At 59.5% G+C, this 16,596-nt stretch carries 19 protein-coding genes, 1 pseudogene and 1 riboswitch; of the genes and pseudogenes, 14 read left to right on the forward strand and 6 right to left on the reverse strand.

Going from position 1 to position 16,596, the window contains the following annotated elements; translation table 11 throughout:
- Positions 1–184 precede the first annotated feature (184 nt).
- From EPE01S_RS19665 to crcB, 8 genes are all read left to right on the forward strand, one after another.
- Positions 185–1,183, forward strand: coding sequence for a YncE family protein (locus EPE01S_RS19665; protein ID WP_062748554.1), 999 nt, complete (start codon positions 185–187; stop codon positions 1,181–1,183).
- A 150-nt stretch (positions 1,184–1,333) separates the two neighbouring features.
- On the forward strand, positions 1,334–2,494 hold the full coding sequence (locus tag EPE01S_RS19670; RefSeq protein ID WP_010260819.1) for a TDT family transporter: 1,161 nt from the start codon (positions 1,334–1,336) through the stop codon (positions 2,492–2,494).
- Positions 2,491–3,090 carry a uracil-DNA glycosylase gene (locus EPE01S_RS19675; protein WP_010260817.1) on the forward strand — a complete coding sequence of 200 codons (600 nt, stop codon included), beginning with the start codon at positions 2,491–2,493 and terminating at the stop codon, positions 3,088–3,090. Before EPE01S_RS19670 ends, EPE01S_RS19675 begins: the two co-directional genes overlap by 4 nt.
- Positions 3,091–3,139: 49 nt before the next feature.
- Positions 3,140–3,209: riboswitch (Fluoride riboswitch) on the forward strand.
- A gap of 78 nt (positions 3,210–3,287) precedes the next feature.
- Entirely contained in the window at positions 3,288–4,196 is a 909-nt protein-coding gene (locus EPE01S_RS19680) for a DHHA2 domain-containing protein (protein ID WP_010260815.1), read from the forward strand.
- A complete protein-coding gene (locus EPE01S_RS19685; protein WP_010260813.1) occupies positions 4,193–4,618 on the forward strand; it encodes a universal stress protein in 426 nt (141 codons plus the stop codon). The genes EPE01S_RS19680 and EPE01S_RS19685 overlap by 4 nt, the downstream gene beginning before the upstream one ends.
- Before the next feature lie 15 nt (positions 4,619–4,633).
- Positions 4,634–5,923 carry a phosphopyruvate hydratase gene (gene eno, locus EPE01S_RS19690; RefSeq protein ID WP_010260810.1) on the forward strand — a complete coding sequence of 430 codons (1,290 nt, stop codon included), beginning with the start codon at positions 4,634–4,636 and terminating at the stop codon, positions 5,921–5,923.
- Positions 5,924–5,966: 43 nt separating this feature from the next.
- Positions 5,967–6,668, forward strand: coding sequence for a 2,3-bisphosphoglycerate-dependent phosphoglycerate mutase (locus EPE01S_RS19695; protein ID WP_013199814.1), 702 nt, complete (start codon positions 5,967–5,969; stop codon positions 6,666–6,668).
- 11 nt (positions 6,669–6,679) lie between these two features.
- Positions 6,680–7,054, forward strand: a complete 375-nt coding sequence (gene crcB / locus EPE01S_RS19700) for a fluoride efflux transporter CrcB (RefSeq protein WP_010260804.1) — start codon at positions 6,680–6,682, stop codon at positions 7,052–7,054.
- 133 nt (positions 7,055–7,187) lie between these two features.
- On the opposite strand, the gene EPE01S_RS19705 is transcribed toward crcB, so the two are convergent.
- The 6 genes and pseudogenes from EPE01S_RS19705 to EPE01S_RS19730 form a co-directional block, all read right to left on the reverse strand.
- A complete protein-coding gene (locus EPE01S_RS19705) occupies positions 7,188–7,589 on the reverse strand; it encodes a VOC family protein (protein WP_010260801.1) in 402 nt (133 codons plus the stop codon).
- A 125-nt stretch (positions 7,590–7,714) separates the two neighbouring features.
- Positions 7,715–9,832: a tyrosine-type recombinase/integrase gene (locus tag EPE01S_RS19710; protein WP_013199813.1), complete on the reverse strand. Its 2,118-nt coding sequence runs from the start codon at positions 9,830–9,832 to the stop codon at positions 7,715–7,717.
- Between the two features lies 1 nt (position 9,833).
- Entirely contained in the window at positions 9,834–10,817 is a 984-nt protein-coding gene (locus EPE01S_RS19715) for a tyrosine-type recombinase/integrase (RefSeq protein ID WP_010260799.1), read from the reverse strand.
- 73 nt (positions 10,818–10,890) lie between these two features.
- A pseudogene (locus EPE01S_RS19720) lies at positions 10,891–11,118 on the reverse strand (Y-family DNA polymerase); the annotation flags it as partial.
- 8 nt (positions 11,119–11,126) lie between these two features.
- Entirely contained in the window at positions 11,127–11,525 is a 399-nt protein-coding gene (umuD, locus tag EPE01S_RS19725; RefSeq protein ID WP_062748585.1) for a translesion error-prone DNA polymerase V autoproteolytic subunit, read from the reverse strand.
- A gap of 224 nt (positions 11,526–11,749) precedes the next feature.
- A complete protein-coding gene (locus EPE01S_RS19730) occupies positions 11,750–11,971 on the reverse strand; it encodes an XRE family transcriptional regulator (protein WP_306304613.1) in 222 nt (73 codons plus the stop codon).
- Between the two features lie 456 nt (positions 11,972–12,427).
- Between EPE01S_RS19730 and EPE01S_RS19735 the strand changes: the two genes are divergently transcribed.
- The 6 genes from EPE01S_RS19735 (at position 12,428) to EPE01S_RS19765 (ending at position 16,217) form a co-directional block, all read left to right on the forward strand.
- Positions 12,428–13,351, forward strand: a complete 924-nt coding sequence (locus EPE01S_RS19735; protein ID WP_062748561.1) for a DUF1281 domain-containing protein — start codon at positions 12,428–12,430, stop codon at positions 13,349–13,351.
- A gap of 45 nt (positions 13,352–13,396) precedes the next feature.
- Positions 13,397–13,630 carry a hypothetical protein gene (locus EPE01S_RS19740; RefSeq protein ID WP_062748563.1) on the forward strand — a complete coding sequence of 78 codons (234 nt, stop codon included), beginning with the start codon at positions 13,397–13,399 and terminating at the stop codon, positions 13,628–13,630.
- A 348-nt stretch (positions 13,631–13,978) separates the two neighbouring features.
- Positions 13,979–14,623 (forward strand): DNA methyltransferase, encoded by a 645-nt coding sequence (locus tag EPE01S_RS19750; protein ID WP_062748567.1) that lies wholly within the window; start codon positions 13,979–13,981, stop codon positions 14,621–14,623.
- A 17-nt stretch (positions 14,624–14,640) separates the two neighbouring features.
- Complete coding sequence (locus EPE01S_RS19755) at positions 14,641–14,871, forward strand: YubE family protein (RefSeq protein ID WP_062748569.1); 231 nt, start codon at positions 14,641–14,643, stop codon at positions 14,869–14,871.
- 444 nt (positions 14,872–15,315) lie between these two features.
- The gene (locus EPE01S_RS19760) at positions 15,316–15,756 is read left to right on the forward strand and encodes an antirestriction protein (RefSeq protein WP_062748571.1); all 441 of its coding nucleotides are present in this window, start codon (positions 15,316–15,318) and stop codon (positions 15,754–15,756) included.
- A 47-nt stretch (positions 15,757–15,803) separates the two neighbouring features.
- Positions 15,804–16,217, forward strand: a complete 414-nt coding sequence (locus tag EPE01S_RS19765) for a DUF1380 family protein (RefSeq protein WP_062748573.1) — start codon at positions 15,804–15,806, stop codon at positions 16,215–16,217.
- Positions 16,218–16,596: the final 379 nt, after the last annotated feature.

Raw genomic sequence — 16,596 nt, forward strand, 5'->3', positions numbered from 1 at the left:
TCTGAACAGGAATTATTCAGCCTTGAACCACTTCGGTATGCTTACTGGCAGGGAGGAAAGTTGACGGGTGGTAAGACATAGCCGGAAAATCGATTTCCCCGCCGGGATTTAATCTGCCATGCTTATTCTGAAGCCCTCAATCGGGCAATGCGCTTTTATCTTTCACTTTATGCAGGAAGAAATAATGATAAAAAATTACAGAATCCCGGGACTGACCGCGGTGGCATTTCTCCTCATAAGTACCATCGCAGGTGCTGCAGAAGCGCGCTGGACGTTTGACGGCGATATCCACAACAATTCCCTTGCTGTCAGTCCCGATGAAAAAACGGCGGTGGCGTCCTACAGTGAGCGCTCAGACGTGGTGGTCTATGATCTGGCTGCCGGGAAAGTCAGAAAGGTGATGAAGGGCTACGTCACCCCCCGTAATGCACTTTTCTCTCCGGACGGTAAGGCCATATTTCTTTCTGACAGCAGTCTCGGCGTAGTCAAAAAAATCAGCACCGGGACGCTTGACGTGGCGGCCACGCTGCCGCTGGGGCCCGGGGCATTCGGCACGGCCATAAGTCGTGACGGTCAGCGACTGTATGTGAATAACGAGGCCGCCAGCACGCTCTCGGTGTATGACCTTACACATGACCGGCCCATTGCAGTTGTGACGGGTTTTGTCCAGCCCCGTCAGGGCATTAAAATCAGCCCGGACGGCAAAACCGTCTACGTCACCAACTTTAAGGGCGATAAAATTACCCTGGTTGATGCCGTGACGGGCGACATTCGCGGCGAGATAACCGGCTTCAGCAAGCTGCGCGCCATTTCTGTCAGCGCAGACGGCCGCACACTGTACGCGGCTAACAGCGGCAGCAACACAATCGCCGTGGTTGACACGCAAAAGCACGTCATTACGGCAACCATTCCCGTGGGTCAGGACCCTTACGGTGCCGCGCTGACGCCGGATAACCGCTATGTTTACAGCGGCAACCTTGGCGACAACAGCCTCTCCGTTATTGATACCGCCGCCGGTAAGGTGGTGTCCACCGTCACCGGACTGGATGCGCCCCGTCAGGCGATTGTCTTCAACAAGGACGGTACCCGCGCGTGGGTGCTGAATAAAGACCTCAGCATTGCGGTGGTTGACCTGAAAAAGAACCGTGTCATGGCCACGATTAAAAGCCCGCCGCAGACCTGACGCGAAACCTCCCTTACTCCAGCGCAGTGACGATCCTTCGCAAAGTGGGGTGGTTAATCACTTTTATAGATTTATTTTAGCTAAATAACCTGTTTTAAAGATTTACTCTGACATGCCTATAATCTTTCTGTCTACTCAGGAGATTCCGGCATGAACGATAAAATATTCACCCTGCATAACGGTGCGCGTCCGCTGAGCGCGCTGAGCAGCCCGAAAGAGGCCATACGACAGTTCACGCCTAACTGGTTCGCCGCGACCATGGGGACCGGCATCCTGTCGCTGTCTCTGGCGCAGTTCCCCTGGCAGGTTCCGGGATTGCGCCTTGTCGCCGAGGGGCTCTGGATGTTTAACATCCTCCTGTTCAGCGTCTTTGCCGTGATGTATCTGGCCCGCTGGGTGATGTACTTCGGAGAGGCAAAGCGCATTTTCGGCCATTCAACCGTGTCCATGTTCTTCGGCACCATCCCGATGGGCATGGCGACCATCATCAATGGCCTGCTGGCGTTCGGTCTTCCGCGCTGGGGCGCAGACGTTATTCAGGTGGCACACGCCCTGTGGTGGCTGGACGTGGCGATGTCGCTGCTGTGCGGCGTGTGCATTCCCTACATGATGTTTACCCGGCAGCAGCACAGTATTGACCAGATGACTGCCGTCTGGTTACTGCCGGTCGTGGCAGCCGAGGTCGCGGCGGTCAGCGGCGGCCTGCTGGCGCCGCACATTGCTGCCCCACACGCGCAGCTCGGCATCATTATTACCAGCTACGTGCTGTGGGCGTACTCCGTGCCGGTGGCGCTGAGCATCCTCGCCATTCTGCTGCTGCGTATGGCGCTGCACAAGCTACCGCACGAAAGCATGGCGGCCTCAAGCTGGCTGGCGCTGGGTCCGATTGGCACCGGCTCGCTCGGCATGCTGGTCATCGGCGGAGATGCGCCCGGGGTGTTTGCCGCGGCGGGCATGCCGGAAATCGGTCACATCGCGCAGGGCGTGGGGTTCGTTGCCGGCATTCTCTTCTGGGGCTGCGGCCTGTGGTGGATGCTGCTGGCCACGCTGATAACCGTGCGATACTTCCGTGAAGGCATCCCGTTCAACCTTGGATGGTGGGGCTTTACCTTCCCGCTGGGCGTGTACACCGTGGCCACGCTCAAGCTGTCTACCCTGATTGACCTCGCATTCTTTAAAGGCTTCGGTGCGCTTCTTGTCGTCATACTGGCGGCCATGTGGCTGCTTGTCGCGGTGAAAACAGTGCGTGGGGCATGGAGCGGTAAACTGTTTGTTTCTCCCTGTCTGGCAGGCCTGGATCGGAAGCCGTGAGTGAAACCAGCACATCGATGCAGGACTCGTTTTTACGCGAGGAATGCCTCGCGGCAGTCACCGCGCCGCATGTGGCCGCGCTGAATCGCTGGGTCAGCGGCCAGCGTCAGGCCGGTGCAGAACTGCCGTGGTTTGATCCGGCTGACGGCGGGGTTAGGGCCGGACTGCTCGTCCTGCTGCAGTCGCCGGCGCGCAGCAGCCCGTCACCGCGGTTTGTGTCGCGTGATAACCCGGGGCCGGCCCAGCAGAACCTTGGGCGGTTTCTGGCGGAAGCCGGTATTTCGCGTCAGGACAGCGTGCTGTGGAATACGGTGCCCTGGGTCAGTCACGGGCTGCAGAAACGGCCGTCAGCGGCGGACATCCGCAGAGGCTGCGCCTTGCTTGAGGACGTGCTGGCGTATCTGCCCGCGCTGCGCGTGGTGGTGCTGGCCGGTGCCGTAGCGGCTCAGGCCCGCGGGACGGTCAATCATCTGTACCCCGGCGTCCCCGTGTTGACGATGCCGCACCCCAGTCCGCTTTCGCTCTGCACGAGTCCGGCGGTGACGGAAAACATTCGCCGGGTACTCTGCGAGGCACGGGCTGCGCTGGCAGGCTGAGGGCGCCAGCAGAATAATACTGACAGGTTTTGCAACCGGCTCTATACTCATATGACAAGGTGATGGCGTTCCACCTTTCCCAACCGCTCCGTTCCGGAGCTGATGACGCCTGATGCGACTCTTGATTTTCAGGAGGTGCGTCAGGCCGTCCTTACTTTCTTCCCGGCCTGCGTACTTCCCTCTTCGGGGAGAGACCTGTGATACACGTTTTTGGCCACATCAATCCTGACAGCGACGCCATCTGCACGGCCTTCGTCACCGCGCACTGGCTGACCGGGCGCGGCATGGACGCCCGCGCATGGCGTCTTGGCGAAGCTAACCGCGAAACCCATTTTATCTTTGACACCGCCGGACTCACGCTGCCGCCACGGCTTGATATTCCGCTACAGGATGAACGGGTCTGGCTGGTCGATTTCACCGAGCCGGCGCAGGGACCTGACGACCTGCTCCGGAGCAACATCGTGGGGATCACTGACCACCACCGGCTGGGCGGACTGATAACGCAACTGCCGCCGGAGGTACACATACGCCCGCTTGGCAGCAGCGCCACGCTGCTGTGGCTGCTTATGAACGCTGAAGCGCGACGCACGCTGCCCCCGACGCTTGCCATTCTTCTGCTGGGTGCACTCCTGAGCGACACCGTGAATCTTCGCTCGCCCACCACGACCGAAGACGATATCCGTTCGGCTACCGAGCTGGGCGTACTGTCCGGCGTAAACCGCAGAGCCTTCGCCCGTGACCTCCTTACGGCAAAAACTGACGTCAGCGGCCTCAGCGCACAGCTGCTGCTGGACAGGGACCTCAAGGCCTTCGTCATTGCCGGCACTGACGTGCGCATCGCCCAGATTGAGGTCAGCTCCCCGTCACAGGTTGCCACCGTGATGGACGACCTGCTCGCTGCCCTGGCGTATCTGGCAGACCAGTCGGGTGCTGGTTTGGCGGTGCTGATGCTGACCGACATCCGGGCCGGGTTTTCAACGCTTTATTTCGCCGGGCGGGAGAGCGTTAACGCGGCCTCCTGCTCCGTACCGGGTATGCTCAGCCGCAAAAAACAGCTTCTGCCGTGGCTTGAGTCCCGCCTCAACCAGAACGGGAGTTCATTATGACCTGCTACACCCATGCATTGATACTTGTGAACGATAAAGACGACGGCACCCTCCTGCTGAAGCGGGCGGTCGCGCTGGCGCAGCCGCTCGGCATGAAAATCACCCTGGCCCACATCAGCGACGACTACCGGGAAATGAACTACGTGTCCGACAGCCTGATGGACGACGTCGTGTCGGAAGAGGTGCTGAAATCCAAAGCGTTTATGAGCGAGCTGGCGGCCTCCGTGCCTGAGACGGTAGACATGCGGGAGCTGGTGACCATGCGCCGCTTTGAGGACGTGGAGAAGTGCATCGCTGAGCTGGGCGTGGACCTCGTGCTTGCCGGGCACCGAAACCGCTTTATGGGAATGCTGACGTCCCGCTCGGCGGAATACATTAACCACCTCACGGTGGATGTGCTTATCACTCACCTGAATGACTGAACCGGGAGAAACTCTATGCGCTTTACACTGGATAACGTGACCGCCCGTGAAATTCTTGACTCTCGCGGCAACCCCACCGTTGAAGTCGAAGCCCGGACCGTGGACGGAATGATGGCGCGGGCCTCGGTGCCTTCCGGGGCCAGCACCGGCTCGCGCGAGGCCGCTGAGCGCCGCGACGGCGACGTACACCGTTTTGGCGGTAAAGGCGTACTGGATGCTGTCAGGACGGTTAATACGGAAATCTGCGAAGCCTTGCGCGGCAGGGACGTGCGCGAGCAGCGTCAGCTGGATAACATCATGCTGGCGCTGGACGGTACGCAGAGCAAGAGTCGGCTGGGTGCCAATGCCATTCTGGGCGTGTCGCTGGCGGTTGCCCGGCTGGCGGCACAGGCCTCGCACGAGCCGCTCTGGCGCTACCTGGGGGGCCTGCAGGCGAACCTGCTGCCCGTACCGTGCATGAACATTATCAACGGCGGCGTGCACGCCCGCGGTCAGGGCGCGGACTTTCAGGAGTTCATGATAGCGCCACACGGGGCACCCACGCTGCGCGAGGCCGTGCGTCAGGGCAGCGAGGTCTACCAGGCGCTGCGCCAGATCCTGCTGGACAAGAACCTGTCCGCGGCAGTCGGCGACGAAGGCGGTTTTGCGCCCGCCGTATCGTCGAACCGCGACCCGCTGGCGTTTATCGTGCAGGCCATTGAGAAGGCGGGGTACAGGCCCGGAGAAGACATCAGCATCTGCATGGACCCTGCCTCAAGTGAGTTTTTCGCAGACGGAAAATATCATCTGCGCACGGAGGGCAGTGCGCTGAGCGCGGCGGAAATGACGGCGTACTACGGCGAGCTGATGGACCAGTTTCCCGTCATTCTGCTGGAAGACGGCCTGGCAGAAGATGACTGGTCGGGCTGGAAGCATCTGCACCAGCAGCTTGCGGGCAGGGCCGAGCTGGTTGGTGACGACCTGTTTGTCACCAACGTGAAGTACATCCAGCGCGGCATTGACGAAAACCTCGCCAGCGCCGCATTGATTAAACTCAATCAGATAGGCTCGCTTAGCGAAACGCTGGACGCCGTGGCGCTCTGCCAGCGGCACGGGTGGGGCGCGTTCATGTCCCACCGCAGTGGGGAAACGACGGACACATTTCTTGCCGACCTCACGGTAGCCCTGCGCGCGGGACACCTGAAAACCGGTGCGCCGTGCCGCGGCGAACGCGTGGAAAAGTACAACCAGCTGATGCGCATTGAGCAGGCGCTGGGTGAGGACGCTCACTATGCGGGGCTTCATGCGTTTGTGCGCCGCACGTAACAGATCCACCGGACGGCCAGCGGCCGGCACAGGAGCACAGTCTTTGGCACCTTCAACGCTGATTCTCCTGCGCCATGGCGAAAGCCAGTGGAACCGGGAAAACCGTTTTACCGGATGGACAGACGTGCCGCTGACGGACCGGGGGCGGCAGGAGGCTGACCGGGCCGGTGACGTGCTGCGGGACGCGGGCCTGCTGCCCGATCGGGTCTTCACCTCGGTGATGACGCGCTGTGTTCACACGGTCTGGCGGGTGCTGGACCGTCTTGGCCGCAGCTGGACGCCCGTGGACAAACACTGGCGGCTGAACGAGCGGCACTACGGTGCGCTGCAGGGGCTGAACAAGGAAGCGGCTGCCCGGATGATGGGTGCAGAGACCGTCCGGCTCTGGCGCAAAAGCTTCAGCGGCATTCCCCCCGCGGACGCAGGGGCTCCGGCGCAGCTGCGTCGGGACCCGCGCTACAGCCGCGTTGCGCTGGCCGACCTGCCTGCGACGGAAAGCCTGGAAATGACGCTGCGTCGCGTCATGCCCTACTGGCAGCACGCCGTGATGCCGCAGATACTCTGCGGAAGTACCGTTCTGGTCGTGGCGCACGGCAACACGCTGCGCGCCCTGGCCGCCTTCCTGGACGGCATGCCACACGACAGCTTGGCACAGTTGCATATCCCGACCGGCGTGCCGGCCGTATACCAGATGGATGCGGCCGCACAGGTCGTTTCCCGTTATGTTCTGAATATAAAAAAATAAAAGGAGTGAACGTGAATCAGCTTTTTGCTGTCATCACCGGCGGTGCTTTAGGGTGTGTTATCCGCTGGCAGCTGGGCGCGCGCCTGAACGCGCTTTTTCCGGACCTGCCGCCGGGGACGCTGCTGGTCAACCTGCTGGGAGGGTTTATCATCGGAGCGGCGCTGGCGTATTTTCTGCGCCATCCCGGCCTCGATCCGGCCTGGCGGCTGCTCATTACCACCGGGCTGTGTGGCGGAATGACGACCTTCTCCACGTTCTCGGCTGAGGTTTTTGCCCTGCTGCAGTCCGGCAGCTATGCCTGGGCAGCCGCCTCGGTGCTGATACACGTGCTGGGTTCGCTGGCCATGACGGCGGCCGGATTTTATATCATGACGCTGTGTGGTTAACCCGAGGGAGACCTTAGTGCAGTGACCGCTGCACTGAGGTATATTGTTCAGAAGCGCTCTCTGCAGGCCAGACCTGACAGGGTTTACGCTTGTAATGCTTCCCGTACACCTGAGGCGCTGCTGTGAAAGAATTTCAGGCCTGCCTGTTCTGGTAAAGGTCCCAGCGATTGCCGTAGATGTCCTCAAATACGACAACCATTCCGTATTCTTCCTCCCGTGGCTCCTGAAAGAAGTGGACGCCTTTTGCCTTCATAGCATTGTAGTCGCGCCAGAAGTCGTCGGTCTGCAGGAACAGAAAAACCCGTCCGCCGCACTGATTGCCGATAAAGCCTTCCTGCCGGTCGTTCGACGCGCGGGCAAGAAGAATAGCACAGTCGCTGTCAGGGGCCGGCGTCACCACGACCCAGCGCTTACCCGGCTGCGGCGTGTCTTCAATGAGGGTAAAGCCCAGCTTATCGGTGTAGTACTCAATTGCACGATCGTAGTCATCGACCACGACCGCCACGTATCCCATACATCGCTTCTGTTTTCTCATCTGCTGCTCCATCAGTTACGGCATTACGCCCGTTATAATCAGCTTTATATCAAATACGGCGTTCAGTTATCTGTACTGATTCTGCACTGATACCCTCAGACCTGACATTGTAAGCATCTGAGCAGTCAGGATTGTGGGCCCAATCTTGTAAGAGCCTGCTCAACCTTTTCAGCATCCTGCTCCAGTATGGCTCTCTCATCGGGAGTGAGCGGGACCTCTTCGAGGTAACGCCGGATGGATGCTTTACTCTCCAGTATCAGCCCGCGCGCGCTATCCTTCAGCAGGTTAAAATCGCAGCCGATGCAGGCCATCCGGTGCGGGCAACTGCTCCAGAAGGGGTTCGTACAGTATGAGTCGCCCAGATCGTAGTAGGTCGCGGGCCCGGACAGGCTGGCGGCTTCAGGATCGTGGTCAACCAGCACGCTTATCATATGAGCGACCCTGTCGGCTTTGACGAACGAGGCAGCCAGCTGAGTCGGGCGGATGCGAAGATAGTGCATTGTAGACTGGGGCGTTGAATGGCCCGTCCACTGCATCAGTTCGTACAGCGACATGCCCTGCGGTACGCTCGCCAGCGCGGTCACGGCTGAGGCCCGCCCCCGGTGGCTGGTTATCATTCCGCCACTGTCTTCACAAGGCACGCCCGCTCTTGCGCATAGCATCGGTATCACGGTGCGGTTGAGGATAGCGCTGCCGGCAGGCTTACCCCGGTACTGAAACAGAAGCCGGACTTTCTCACCGGTTCGCTCGTCAGCGAGCAAAGCCTGTTCTGCCGGACGCTCATCCAGCCATATGTCGACGTATTTTTTCACCACGGCCGCCACCGGTTTAACAAAGGCTTTTGAGGTTTTTCCGGCAGGGATATGCAGGTAACACAGGGTTCCTGCCGGGATGATACTTCCGTCGTCCTTCACGATATCGTCCGCCTGCGGCGCGATGCACCCGGTTGTCAGGCGGAGCAGTTCGTTCTTTCTTACCCCCGCATGGGTCCAGATGACGGCCATTGCCTGCAGCATGGCCAGTGGATAATGTATTTCAGTGAGCAGATCTTCCTGACGCAGATTGAGGCTGGCCCAGATGAGCTTCAGCCAGACCGGATCGTCAATAACACGGGGATTGACGCCGCGACGGAACAGCGGCGTATCCGGTGTGGAAAGATGGCGGGCAGGGCTGAAGTGCAGGCGCCCCCAGCCCCAGTTTTCGTAATCAATCATAAAACGGCGCAGAGAATAGATAAAATGCGCCCTGGAATGCGGCATCATGGGCTCGCCGGAGCGCACCGATTTGCGGGTGCCCCTTTCCGTGCCCAGCTGAAGCTCATCCACGTTCATCCGGCCTACCGCCGCAATGAAGCTGGCGCAGGTTTCCATTGTCCAGTCTGCCGGTTCCCGAACCTCCGGATGCTCCTTTTTCAGCCAGAGGCCGCAGCGCAGAATAAAGCTGTACTGGCTTTCACGGGTGCGCGGCCTGAGCACCGACGTTTCCCGCCAGCGCCGGCACCAGTGCACCCAGGCCGGATCGACGCCTTCGACCGGCTTTTCGTACCATTTTTTATAGTTTCGCATCCTCACCGGGGCGCTGATAATCCCCAGTGCGGCAAGTGCATGTGAAACGCGGCCGACGTAACGGGATATTCCCTTGTCTGTCCCGCTCTGGGCGCGCCAGAGGAGTTCAGGCGTAAACGTTTCAAGCCGGGGATCCCTGTTCATGATCATCAGTGTTGCCAGTATACCCGAGACATGATTTTTCTGGCTGGTCGGGGCATAACCCAGCGACGTCAGCGTATCAGTCAGCCGGTCCAGCTCCTGGTGATAAAAAGCCTGGCCGAAGATGGCAGAAGCATAGAGCGCGGGTTTACGTATATCAGGCAGGCTGAGCGGGTCATGCAAATCAGCCAGATGCCAGGCAAAAGCGGCCATTAACGGACGGCCCTCCCTGACTTCCCGGCACAGCGTCAGCCAGCGTTCCTGCGGCCAGCACCAGCAGGGCATGCCGTCTGCATGCATTTCGCGCAGCAATCCGGCTATCACCAGCCCCGTGATTTTGCTGCCGCATCCGCTTCCGGCGGCAATGTCCATCAGCGGCCTGATGAGGTCCGGCACCGGCTTCGTTCGCAGCATACGGGACCGGCTGTGAGCGCTGCTCAGTGCCGTCCGTTCAGCGAGGGTCAGTGACGCCTCAAGCCGGTATTCAGTCATGTCGAACGGATGCCGGCTGTTTTCAATCGGTGTGTGTGGGCTCATGTTATTTCTCTGTTCTGAAAATGAGGTTCGCCATCCTGATATCTGCCGTTTCAATCGCGCCAGCCATCCGGGCAGCCAGGTCCCTGCCAGAAAGATGAATATAAATCTGTGTTGTGGTCAGGTCGCGGTGTCCTGCATAGGTGGCAAGTTCGTGCAACTTCCAGCCCGCGCGGGCAAGGTGTGTGAGTCGCAGGTGCCGGAAGGTATGGGTTGAGATGTCCGGCATCCCAGACTCAAGCGCCCATTTCCGTACCGTTTTGCTCCAGGTCCAGAATGAAAGCGGCCCGCCCTGATTACGATCGGACTCAGAACGGAACAGGGCACCTCTTACGATTCCGGTCCGCTTCATCTGCATAAGGTGCGCGGCCAGCACTGGCACTACTGCCGGGCTGTAACAGACAATTCGTTCACGCCGGCTCTTGGTGGTTTCTGCCCGGATGCGGATGAGCCGGTGAGCAAAGTCGAAGTCGTCAATACTTAGCGAGGTAATTTCAGACCGACGCAGCGCGCCGTAATAGGTTAATGCCAGCATCAGGCGGTCACGCAGTGGGGAAGCGGCGGCATGATAAAGAAAACACTGCCACTGCGCATCGTCAGGAATGCGCGGCAGCTTTACAACGCGGGGAACCAGTCCCCGGCCGGAACTCAGCATGCCGGGCGTGCCGGATCGGGGCAGCGGATTGACCGTGCAAAGATCCAGGTACATGAGAAAGTCATACCAGAGGCGGATCGCCGACAGGCGAAGCTGGAGCGTGGCGCTGGCCGCGGAAAAAGGCATCCCGGGTAACTGAGGACTAATATAGGCAGCCAGGTCTTCAAACCGCGCCTTTTCAGGTTTAATTCCGTTCTGGCTGCAGAACGCAAAGTAATGACGGAGGGCATTGCGGTAGGCTGTTAGCGTGGCCTGCGCCCGCCCCAGATCGGATAACAGTTGCAGCCAGCGCTCTGCCAGCAACAGAACGTGTTCACTCGGTGGAATCAGCATTGCATTCTCCTCTGACAACAGCTTTGCTGTTCAAAGTTTACTCAATCAATGTTGCATTCCACGTAACTTACTAAAGCGCGTAATTCGAGCTGAATACGTGTACGCGCTCCGCAAAGTCCTGCGTTTTTATCTGAAACCACGGTACGCCCATTTTGATGCCCAGTGCCTTGGCGCCGGCCGATCTTGCGATAACGTTCCCGTCATTGTTGGACAAAACGATCACCGGCTTACCGCGGAGGTCAGGGCGGAAAAGCGCCTCACAGCTGGCGTAAAATGAGTTGACGTCTGCCAGTCCAAACATGGGCATAGTTACCTCCGGCGGGCGCGCGTGCTGTTAAACCACCAGGTTACAACGCCGAGCAGCTGAAGCTCCTCCGGATAAATCACCGGATAGGCCGGATTCATTGGCAGCAGCGCGATCCTTGGCTGCAGCTGCAGCCGCTTGACTGTAAATTCACCTTCTACCTCGGCTATAACAATGTCCCCGTGCGATGCCTCCTCGGCCCGGTCAACCACCATGACGTCGCCGTCATACAGTCCAAGACCCTCCATGCTGCTGCCGCTGGCGCGCACAAAAAACGTGGAGGCGCGCCGGCGGATGCAGAGTTCATTGAGGTCCAGCTCTTTCTCGACATAATCCTGAGCAGGGGAGGGGAATCCGGCTGCGCAGGGTTCGGCGAAAAGTGGCAGTTTTACCTGAGTAGGCATCCCAGCGATCAGCCACGGTTTAAGGCCATTAGCATACATCACCTTTTTCATGATGAAGCGATTCCTGCTGTCCGCGTCTGTCTGAAAAAGAAACTGTTCATTGTGATCACCCTTTGATTTTTACTGTATATAAAAACAGTATTATCGAGTGATCGTTATCATGCAACAGTTAACCCGTGGGATGTACCTCTGAAATTGACCATATGACTGAGGCGCCTGTGGTTTTATTTTTCCGGTTTAAGATCGGAGAGCATGGACTCAAGAAGAGTTATTAACTGTTTACTGCCTATCTGACGTTTACGCACTGCCGGCAGCAGTGATTCCAGTGAAAGTGCCACGGTGGCCAGCGCTACCGAACGCTTAATTTTCGGGGTGTTTTCATATGTTTTGTAAGCTCTCAGACACACGCCCAGTTCCTCGGCGGCGTGCTCTCTGTCCCAGCCCATTCCTTTCCGCCATAACCTGAGTTCGTAACCTGTCATGCATTGCCCTGACATTAAATTTCGATAAGTATTTATATCGGAAAAAGTGCAATTATTGCACTTATTTTAATAAAAATTTCGGCATATTTTTCTTTTTCACTGATAAATGATGTCGCTACGCTCAGCTTTAAGTCATCGCAGCGGCTTTGCCTGACGCCTGAACTGCCCTCCCAGTTTCTGACGCTAACTTTTTCTTTTCTCAAGGCCCGCACCGTGCCTTCACGTTAGCCGGGCCGCTTCGCCGGCAAGGGACGCTGGCGCTCGTACTGCTCACCCGTTCTCCGCCGTCGCGGGACATTCAGTCCGCTCCGGCGGCGCGTGCGGCTTGCGCGTCCGCCCCTGTCTGCTCCGCTTTTCGCCCGGCTGTTGTGGCGGCACGGCGCAGGTGAGGCCGTGCAACCATTAACTGAGGAGTAAATCATGCCGAACTGGTGTGCTAACAGGCTGCTTGTGACCGGCCTGGCGGAGAGCGTAGATAAGGTGCGGGCACTTATGCGGGGAGAGGTTCGCCCTGCATACGTGCGGGCGGAAGCACAGGGTATCCAGCTTTTTTTGGCGGGTTGTGCCGGACTGCTGCGTCCGGTGACGGACGAATCGTATATGCCTTATCCGGCGCTGACGGCGGCGGGGCTGGGACAGAACACACTGGAAAACGCCGCTTTTACGGAGTGGCTCATGCAGTTGCGCGACGGCGCGGAACTGACAGAGAAAACCTGCTATCTGCTACACGACCTGTGGCTGACCACCGGTCTCAGTAGCCGGACGTGGGACACGCTGGACAGCGACGCGCAGGCGATGATGGCCACTATCTGGCGGAAAAAGCATTTTGACTGGGCCGGAATGAACGGGCCTGCCCTGAGCGAATACTGGAACCGGGTGTGCAGTGACGATACTGGTGCTGAAGGTACCCTGACGTTTGATATGCGTCTGCTGCTGCCGACTCGCCTCGACGTGGAAATCAACGGCTTCAACGGAGCGCTGCTGGCTGACGTGCCGGGCTGTTACGAATTCTACATTGCGCAGTACGGCGTGAAGTGGCCCTGCGGATACGCCCTGGCGGTGAATGACGGGGGGTCGGATTTTCTGGAGGTGGACTTTGACACCCCCTGGTCTCCCCCGAATGGACGCGTATTTGCTGCACTCAGTGAGCGGCTCGGTGTGGTCATCGAACATCGGTACGCCGAAAGTGGCTGCGACTTCTGTGGGTACGATGCATATTCCCAGGGCTTACTGACAGACAGCATGAGCAGTTCGCTGGAGTGGGGGGAAGAGGATGAGGACGGTTTCGCCTGCGTAACAGGGCCGGACTGGATTGTTAACAACATCGGGCACTTTGGCGGCTGACGGGAGGCGGCGGGTTTAGCACCGCCGTACAACGACATGAGAGAAATGACGGTAGGTGAATTTAAGGCGCGCCTCGATGCCATCGGGGATGACGAGCTGTGCTGCGGTACTTTCTGGCTGGCAGAGGACTTTCTAGGCATTAACCCGGCCATGGCACCGCAGGATATTGTGGCGGCGATGGAGTACGCCGAAGACCACCATGATGCAAACGAGGGCTTCAACTGGCGGCATCTGGAGCAGTCCATTGAAGCGGTTATGCAGGAGGATGACGGGGCTTAATGCTGACAGGTTTGCCGCAATATGTTTCCTGATGTCGCCGGTCTCGGCGGCATCACTGCCGGAATGAAAAAGGGTGTCGCTGCGCTCCGCCTTCATGCCGTCTTCCGTCCTGCGGCCAGAAAACGGCGGGCGTAAAGTGCCGTGCCCTCACGGTAGCCGGGCGGCCTCGCAAACAAGGGAAGCTGCGCCGACATCCTCACCCGTTCCCCGCCGTGCGCGGGACATTCAGTCCGCTTCGGCGGCGCGTGCGGCTTCCGGTGTCGCCCCTGTTTGCTCCGCTGTTCGCCCGTCTGTGTGTAGGTCACGGCACCACTACCGGTGCCCCCTTCATACACAAGGAGCATCACTATGTCTCGATTCATGCACGGCGACAGCGTACAGGTTATGGGTGGCTTTCCGGATAAGAGCATTGATTTCATCCTCACCGATCCGCCGTACCTCGTCGGCTTTAAGGACCGTTCCGGCCGCTCGATTGCCAACGACGTGAACAGCGAGTGGGTGCAGCCGGCCAGCCATGAAATGTTCCGGGTGCTGAAAGACAACAGCCTGGCGGTGAGCTTCTACGGCTGGAACCGGGTGGATATTTTTATGCAGGCGTGGAAGGCGGCGGGGTTCCGCATTGTGGGCCACATCGTGTTCACCAAGCCTTATGCCTCAAAATCAGCCTTTGTCGGCTACCAGCACGAAAGCGCTTACGTGCTGGCCAAAGGGCGCCCGGCGCTGCCGGCGAAACCGCTGCCCGATGTGATGCCGTGGGAGTACACCGGCAACCGCCATCATCCGACCGAAAAGCCGGTCAGCGTCCTGCGCCCGCTGATTGAGACCTTCACGCAGCCCGGCGCCATTGTCCTGGATCCTTTTGCCGGCAGCGGTTCAACCTGCGTGGCCGCCCAGGAGTGCGGGCGCCGCTGGATTGGTATCGAGCTGATGGAGCAGTACCACGCCGCCGGCCTGCGCCGCCTGTATGCCCACCGCGCCGCACGCGCGGCCTGATGAACGGAGAGAACACGATGAACGATCACACTATGCACCCGGATTACAACGCCCTGACCGATGATGTCGCCGACCTGGAGGAGTCGCTGTATGAATTTCACCTGCGCCTGCGCGACATGATTTCGCGTCACCTCTGGCACGGCGCCAGCCGCGAGCAGCGCATGACGGGCCTGCTGATTGAGGGGATCGATGACGACCTGATAGAACTATACCGGCGCGCGGCCGTGATACAGAAACACCTGCGGTGACAGTTGAATAAAAAACACACACTCCGCTGTATCCCTGCCGGCGCACGGCAGGGCCTCATTTATCCACAGGGTTCCGGGGCGGATATGCACCCCGGATGTGGACAAGACAATATGGATGTTGCTGCGCGCCTCTTTTATGCCGCCTGCGGCGGGTGAATGAAAACCGTGTTGTCTGCGGCCGGTGCCGTGACTTCACTTTAGCCCGGCCGCTGCGTGTTCAAGAGAACGCTTCGCTCGCCTCCTCCCCCGTTCGCACTCTCTCCGGCGCGCTTACTCCCGTCGCGCCTCCGCTCATGCTTCGCGTCTGCGCCGTCCGTAATCCCGCCTCCTTTCGCTTGCGCTGCGGCCTCGTCTCCGCTCATGAACACTCCGCTTTTCGCCGGGCTGTCATTCAGTCACGGCACAGGCCGGAACTGTTAACCATCCTGACTGCGGAGATTTCTGATGAATACTGCCACCACCCCTGCTTTTGAGCCCGCGCGCGTCCTTGACGGCTACGTGCGCCTGCGTTTCCTGCCCGCGCTGTTTGGCGATGATTTCATGCGCGCCGAAAACAATGTGTACCTGTACGCCGATCGTTACCTTGCGGGCTACGACGGCGGCGTTTGGGACTTTGGGCTGCTGCCGTCCGGCGGTGGCTTCATGAAGCCCGCAGCGGAAGAAACCTGGCGTTTCGTTAACCCGGACAATCACAGCGACGAGCGCATGAGCAGCGAGGCGGCGGGCATCGTGATCACCTCTCTGGTGCTGAACCACCGCAGCTGGATGTATGACCGCCACGATGACGCGGAGCTGTGCGCGCTGTACTGCCGCCGCCACCGCCAGCTGACCGACTACGCCTTTGCCCACCCCGAAGCCGCCGCCATTTTTGCCGCGCTGGACTGATTGACCCACGGGGCGGCACAGGCCGCCCCGTTACAGGAGAAAAAAACATGATGCACGGTAACGTTAAAGCAGTGTGTACCCACCTGATGGAGTCATTCGGTGAAGACTGCCCGGTTGCTGTACTGGTCTGGACGCTGGAAGATGTGCTGGACAGCGCGAAGTGCATGGATATCACAGAGAATGAGGCGTGCAGGATGCTGGAGTTTATCGCAGAGGATGGCGACCACCGCCGCTATGGCATCGGCCGGGACGAGGTACGGGACATGCTGACAAACCTGCGCGAGGATGAAGCGCAGGCGCGGGAAGTCACCGTGTCCGCCGCCGCGCTGGCACAGGTGCTGCGCGTGGCGGGCGATTATATGCGGCTGGAGGATGCGCAGGGTGGTGAGGGAGCTGCGGCTCGCCTCTGGCCAGATGAACATGAGGCAATCAGAACGGTTATGGCTGCCCTGGAAAAATAAGCCGGGACAGGGCAGGGAAGCCCGGCGCCCCATTCCGGCCGCGAAAACCCCCTGCCGCCTCCGGCGGCCTGCGGTCGACCCGCGCCTGCCGGCGCCGCTTTCCGCGTCCACCGATCAGTCAGCCAAACAGCGTTGACGATGCAGTTAAGCCAGTTTTTATGCACCGAACTGGCTTTTTGAGGTGAGTTTTTCACGAAGCGGCTGCCGTTTTCGTGTGTTGATTCAGTCAGCGAGCGAACCAGAAAGCCTCACTTCGGGCCCCCTTCGGCTCCCCGGCAAGCCGGGTCGTCAAGCCCTATGTCGCTAAGCGGCAAGCCGCCAAGCGCCACCGAACCCCTGCGGGTTTCGGCCGCGAGCGGTTTCGGTCTGATGTCCAGGC

It is taken from the genome of Erwinia persicina NBRC 102418, from assembly GCF_001571305.1.
Classification (GTDB): domain Bacteria; phylum Pseudomonadota; class Gammaproteobacteria; order Enterobacterales; family Enterobacteriaceae; genus Erwinia; species Erwinia persicina.

Coding starts and splice junctions, on each gene's coding strand:
- EPE01S_RS19665 (WP_062748554.1), top strand. CDS start 185: ATGATAAAAAATTACAGAATCCCGGGACTGACCGCGGTGGCATTTCTC.
- EPE01S_RS19670 (WP_010260819.1), top strand. CDS start 1,334: ATGAACGATAAAATATTCACCCTGCATAACGGTGCGCGTCCGCTGAGC.
- EPE01S_RS19685 (WP_010260813.1), top strand. CDS start 4,193: ATGACCTGCTACACCCATGCATTGATACTTGTGAACGATAAAGACGAC.
- eno (WP_010260810.1), top strand. CDS start 4,634: ATGCGCTTTACACTGGATAACGTGACCGCCCGTGAAATTCTTGACTCT.
- EPE01S_RS19705 (WP_010260801.1), bottom strand. CDS start 7,589: ATGAGAAAACAGAAGCGATGTATGGGATACGTGGCGGTCGTGGTCGAT.
- EPE01S_RS19710 (WP_013199813.1), bottom strand. CDS start 9,832: ATGAGCCCACACACACCGATTGAAAACAGCCGGCATCCGTTCGACATG.
- EPE01S_RS19715 (WP_010260799.1), bottom strand. CDS start 10,817: ATGCTGATTCCACCGAGTGAACACGTTCTGTTGCTGGCAGAGCGCTGG.
- umuD (WP_062748585.1), bottom strand. CDS start 11,525: ATGCCTACTCAGGTAAAACTGCCACTTTTCGCCGAACCCTGCGCAGCC.
- EPE01S_RS19730 (WP_306304613.1), bottom strand. CDS start 11,971: ATGGGCTGGGACAGAGAGCACGCCGCCGAGGAACTGGGCGTGTGTCTG.
- EPE01S_RS19735 (WP_062748561.1), top strand. CDS start 12,428: ATGCCGAACTGGTGTGCTAACAGGCTGCTTGTGACCGGCCTGGCGGAG.
- EPE01S_RS19740 (WP_062748563.1), top strand. CDS start 13,397: ATGACGGTAGGTGAATTTAAGGCGCGCCTCGATGCCATCGGGGATGAC.
- EPE01S_RS19750 (WP_062748567.1), top strand. CDS start 13,979: ATGTCTCGATTCATGCACGGCGACAGCGTACAGGTTATGGGTGGCTTT.
- EPE01S_RS19755 (WP_062748569.1), top strand. CDS start 14,641: ATGAACGATCACACTATGCACCCGGATTACAACGCCCTGACCGATGAT.
- EPE01S_RS19760 (WP_062748571.1), top strand. CDS start 15,316: ATGAATACTGCCACCACCCCTGCTTTTGAGCCCGCGCGCGTCCTTGAC.
- EPE01S_RS19765 (WP_062748573.1), top strand. CDS start 15,804: ATGATGCACGGTAACGTTAAAGCAGTGTGTACCCACCTGATGGAGTCA.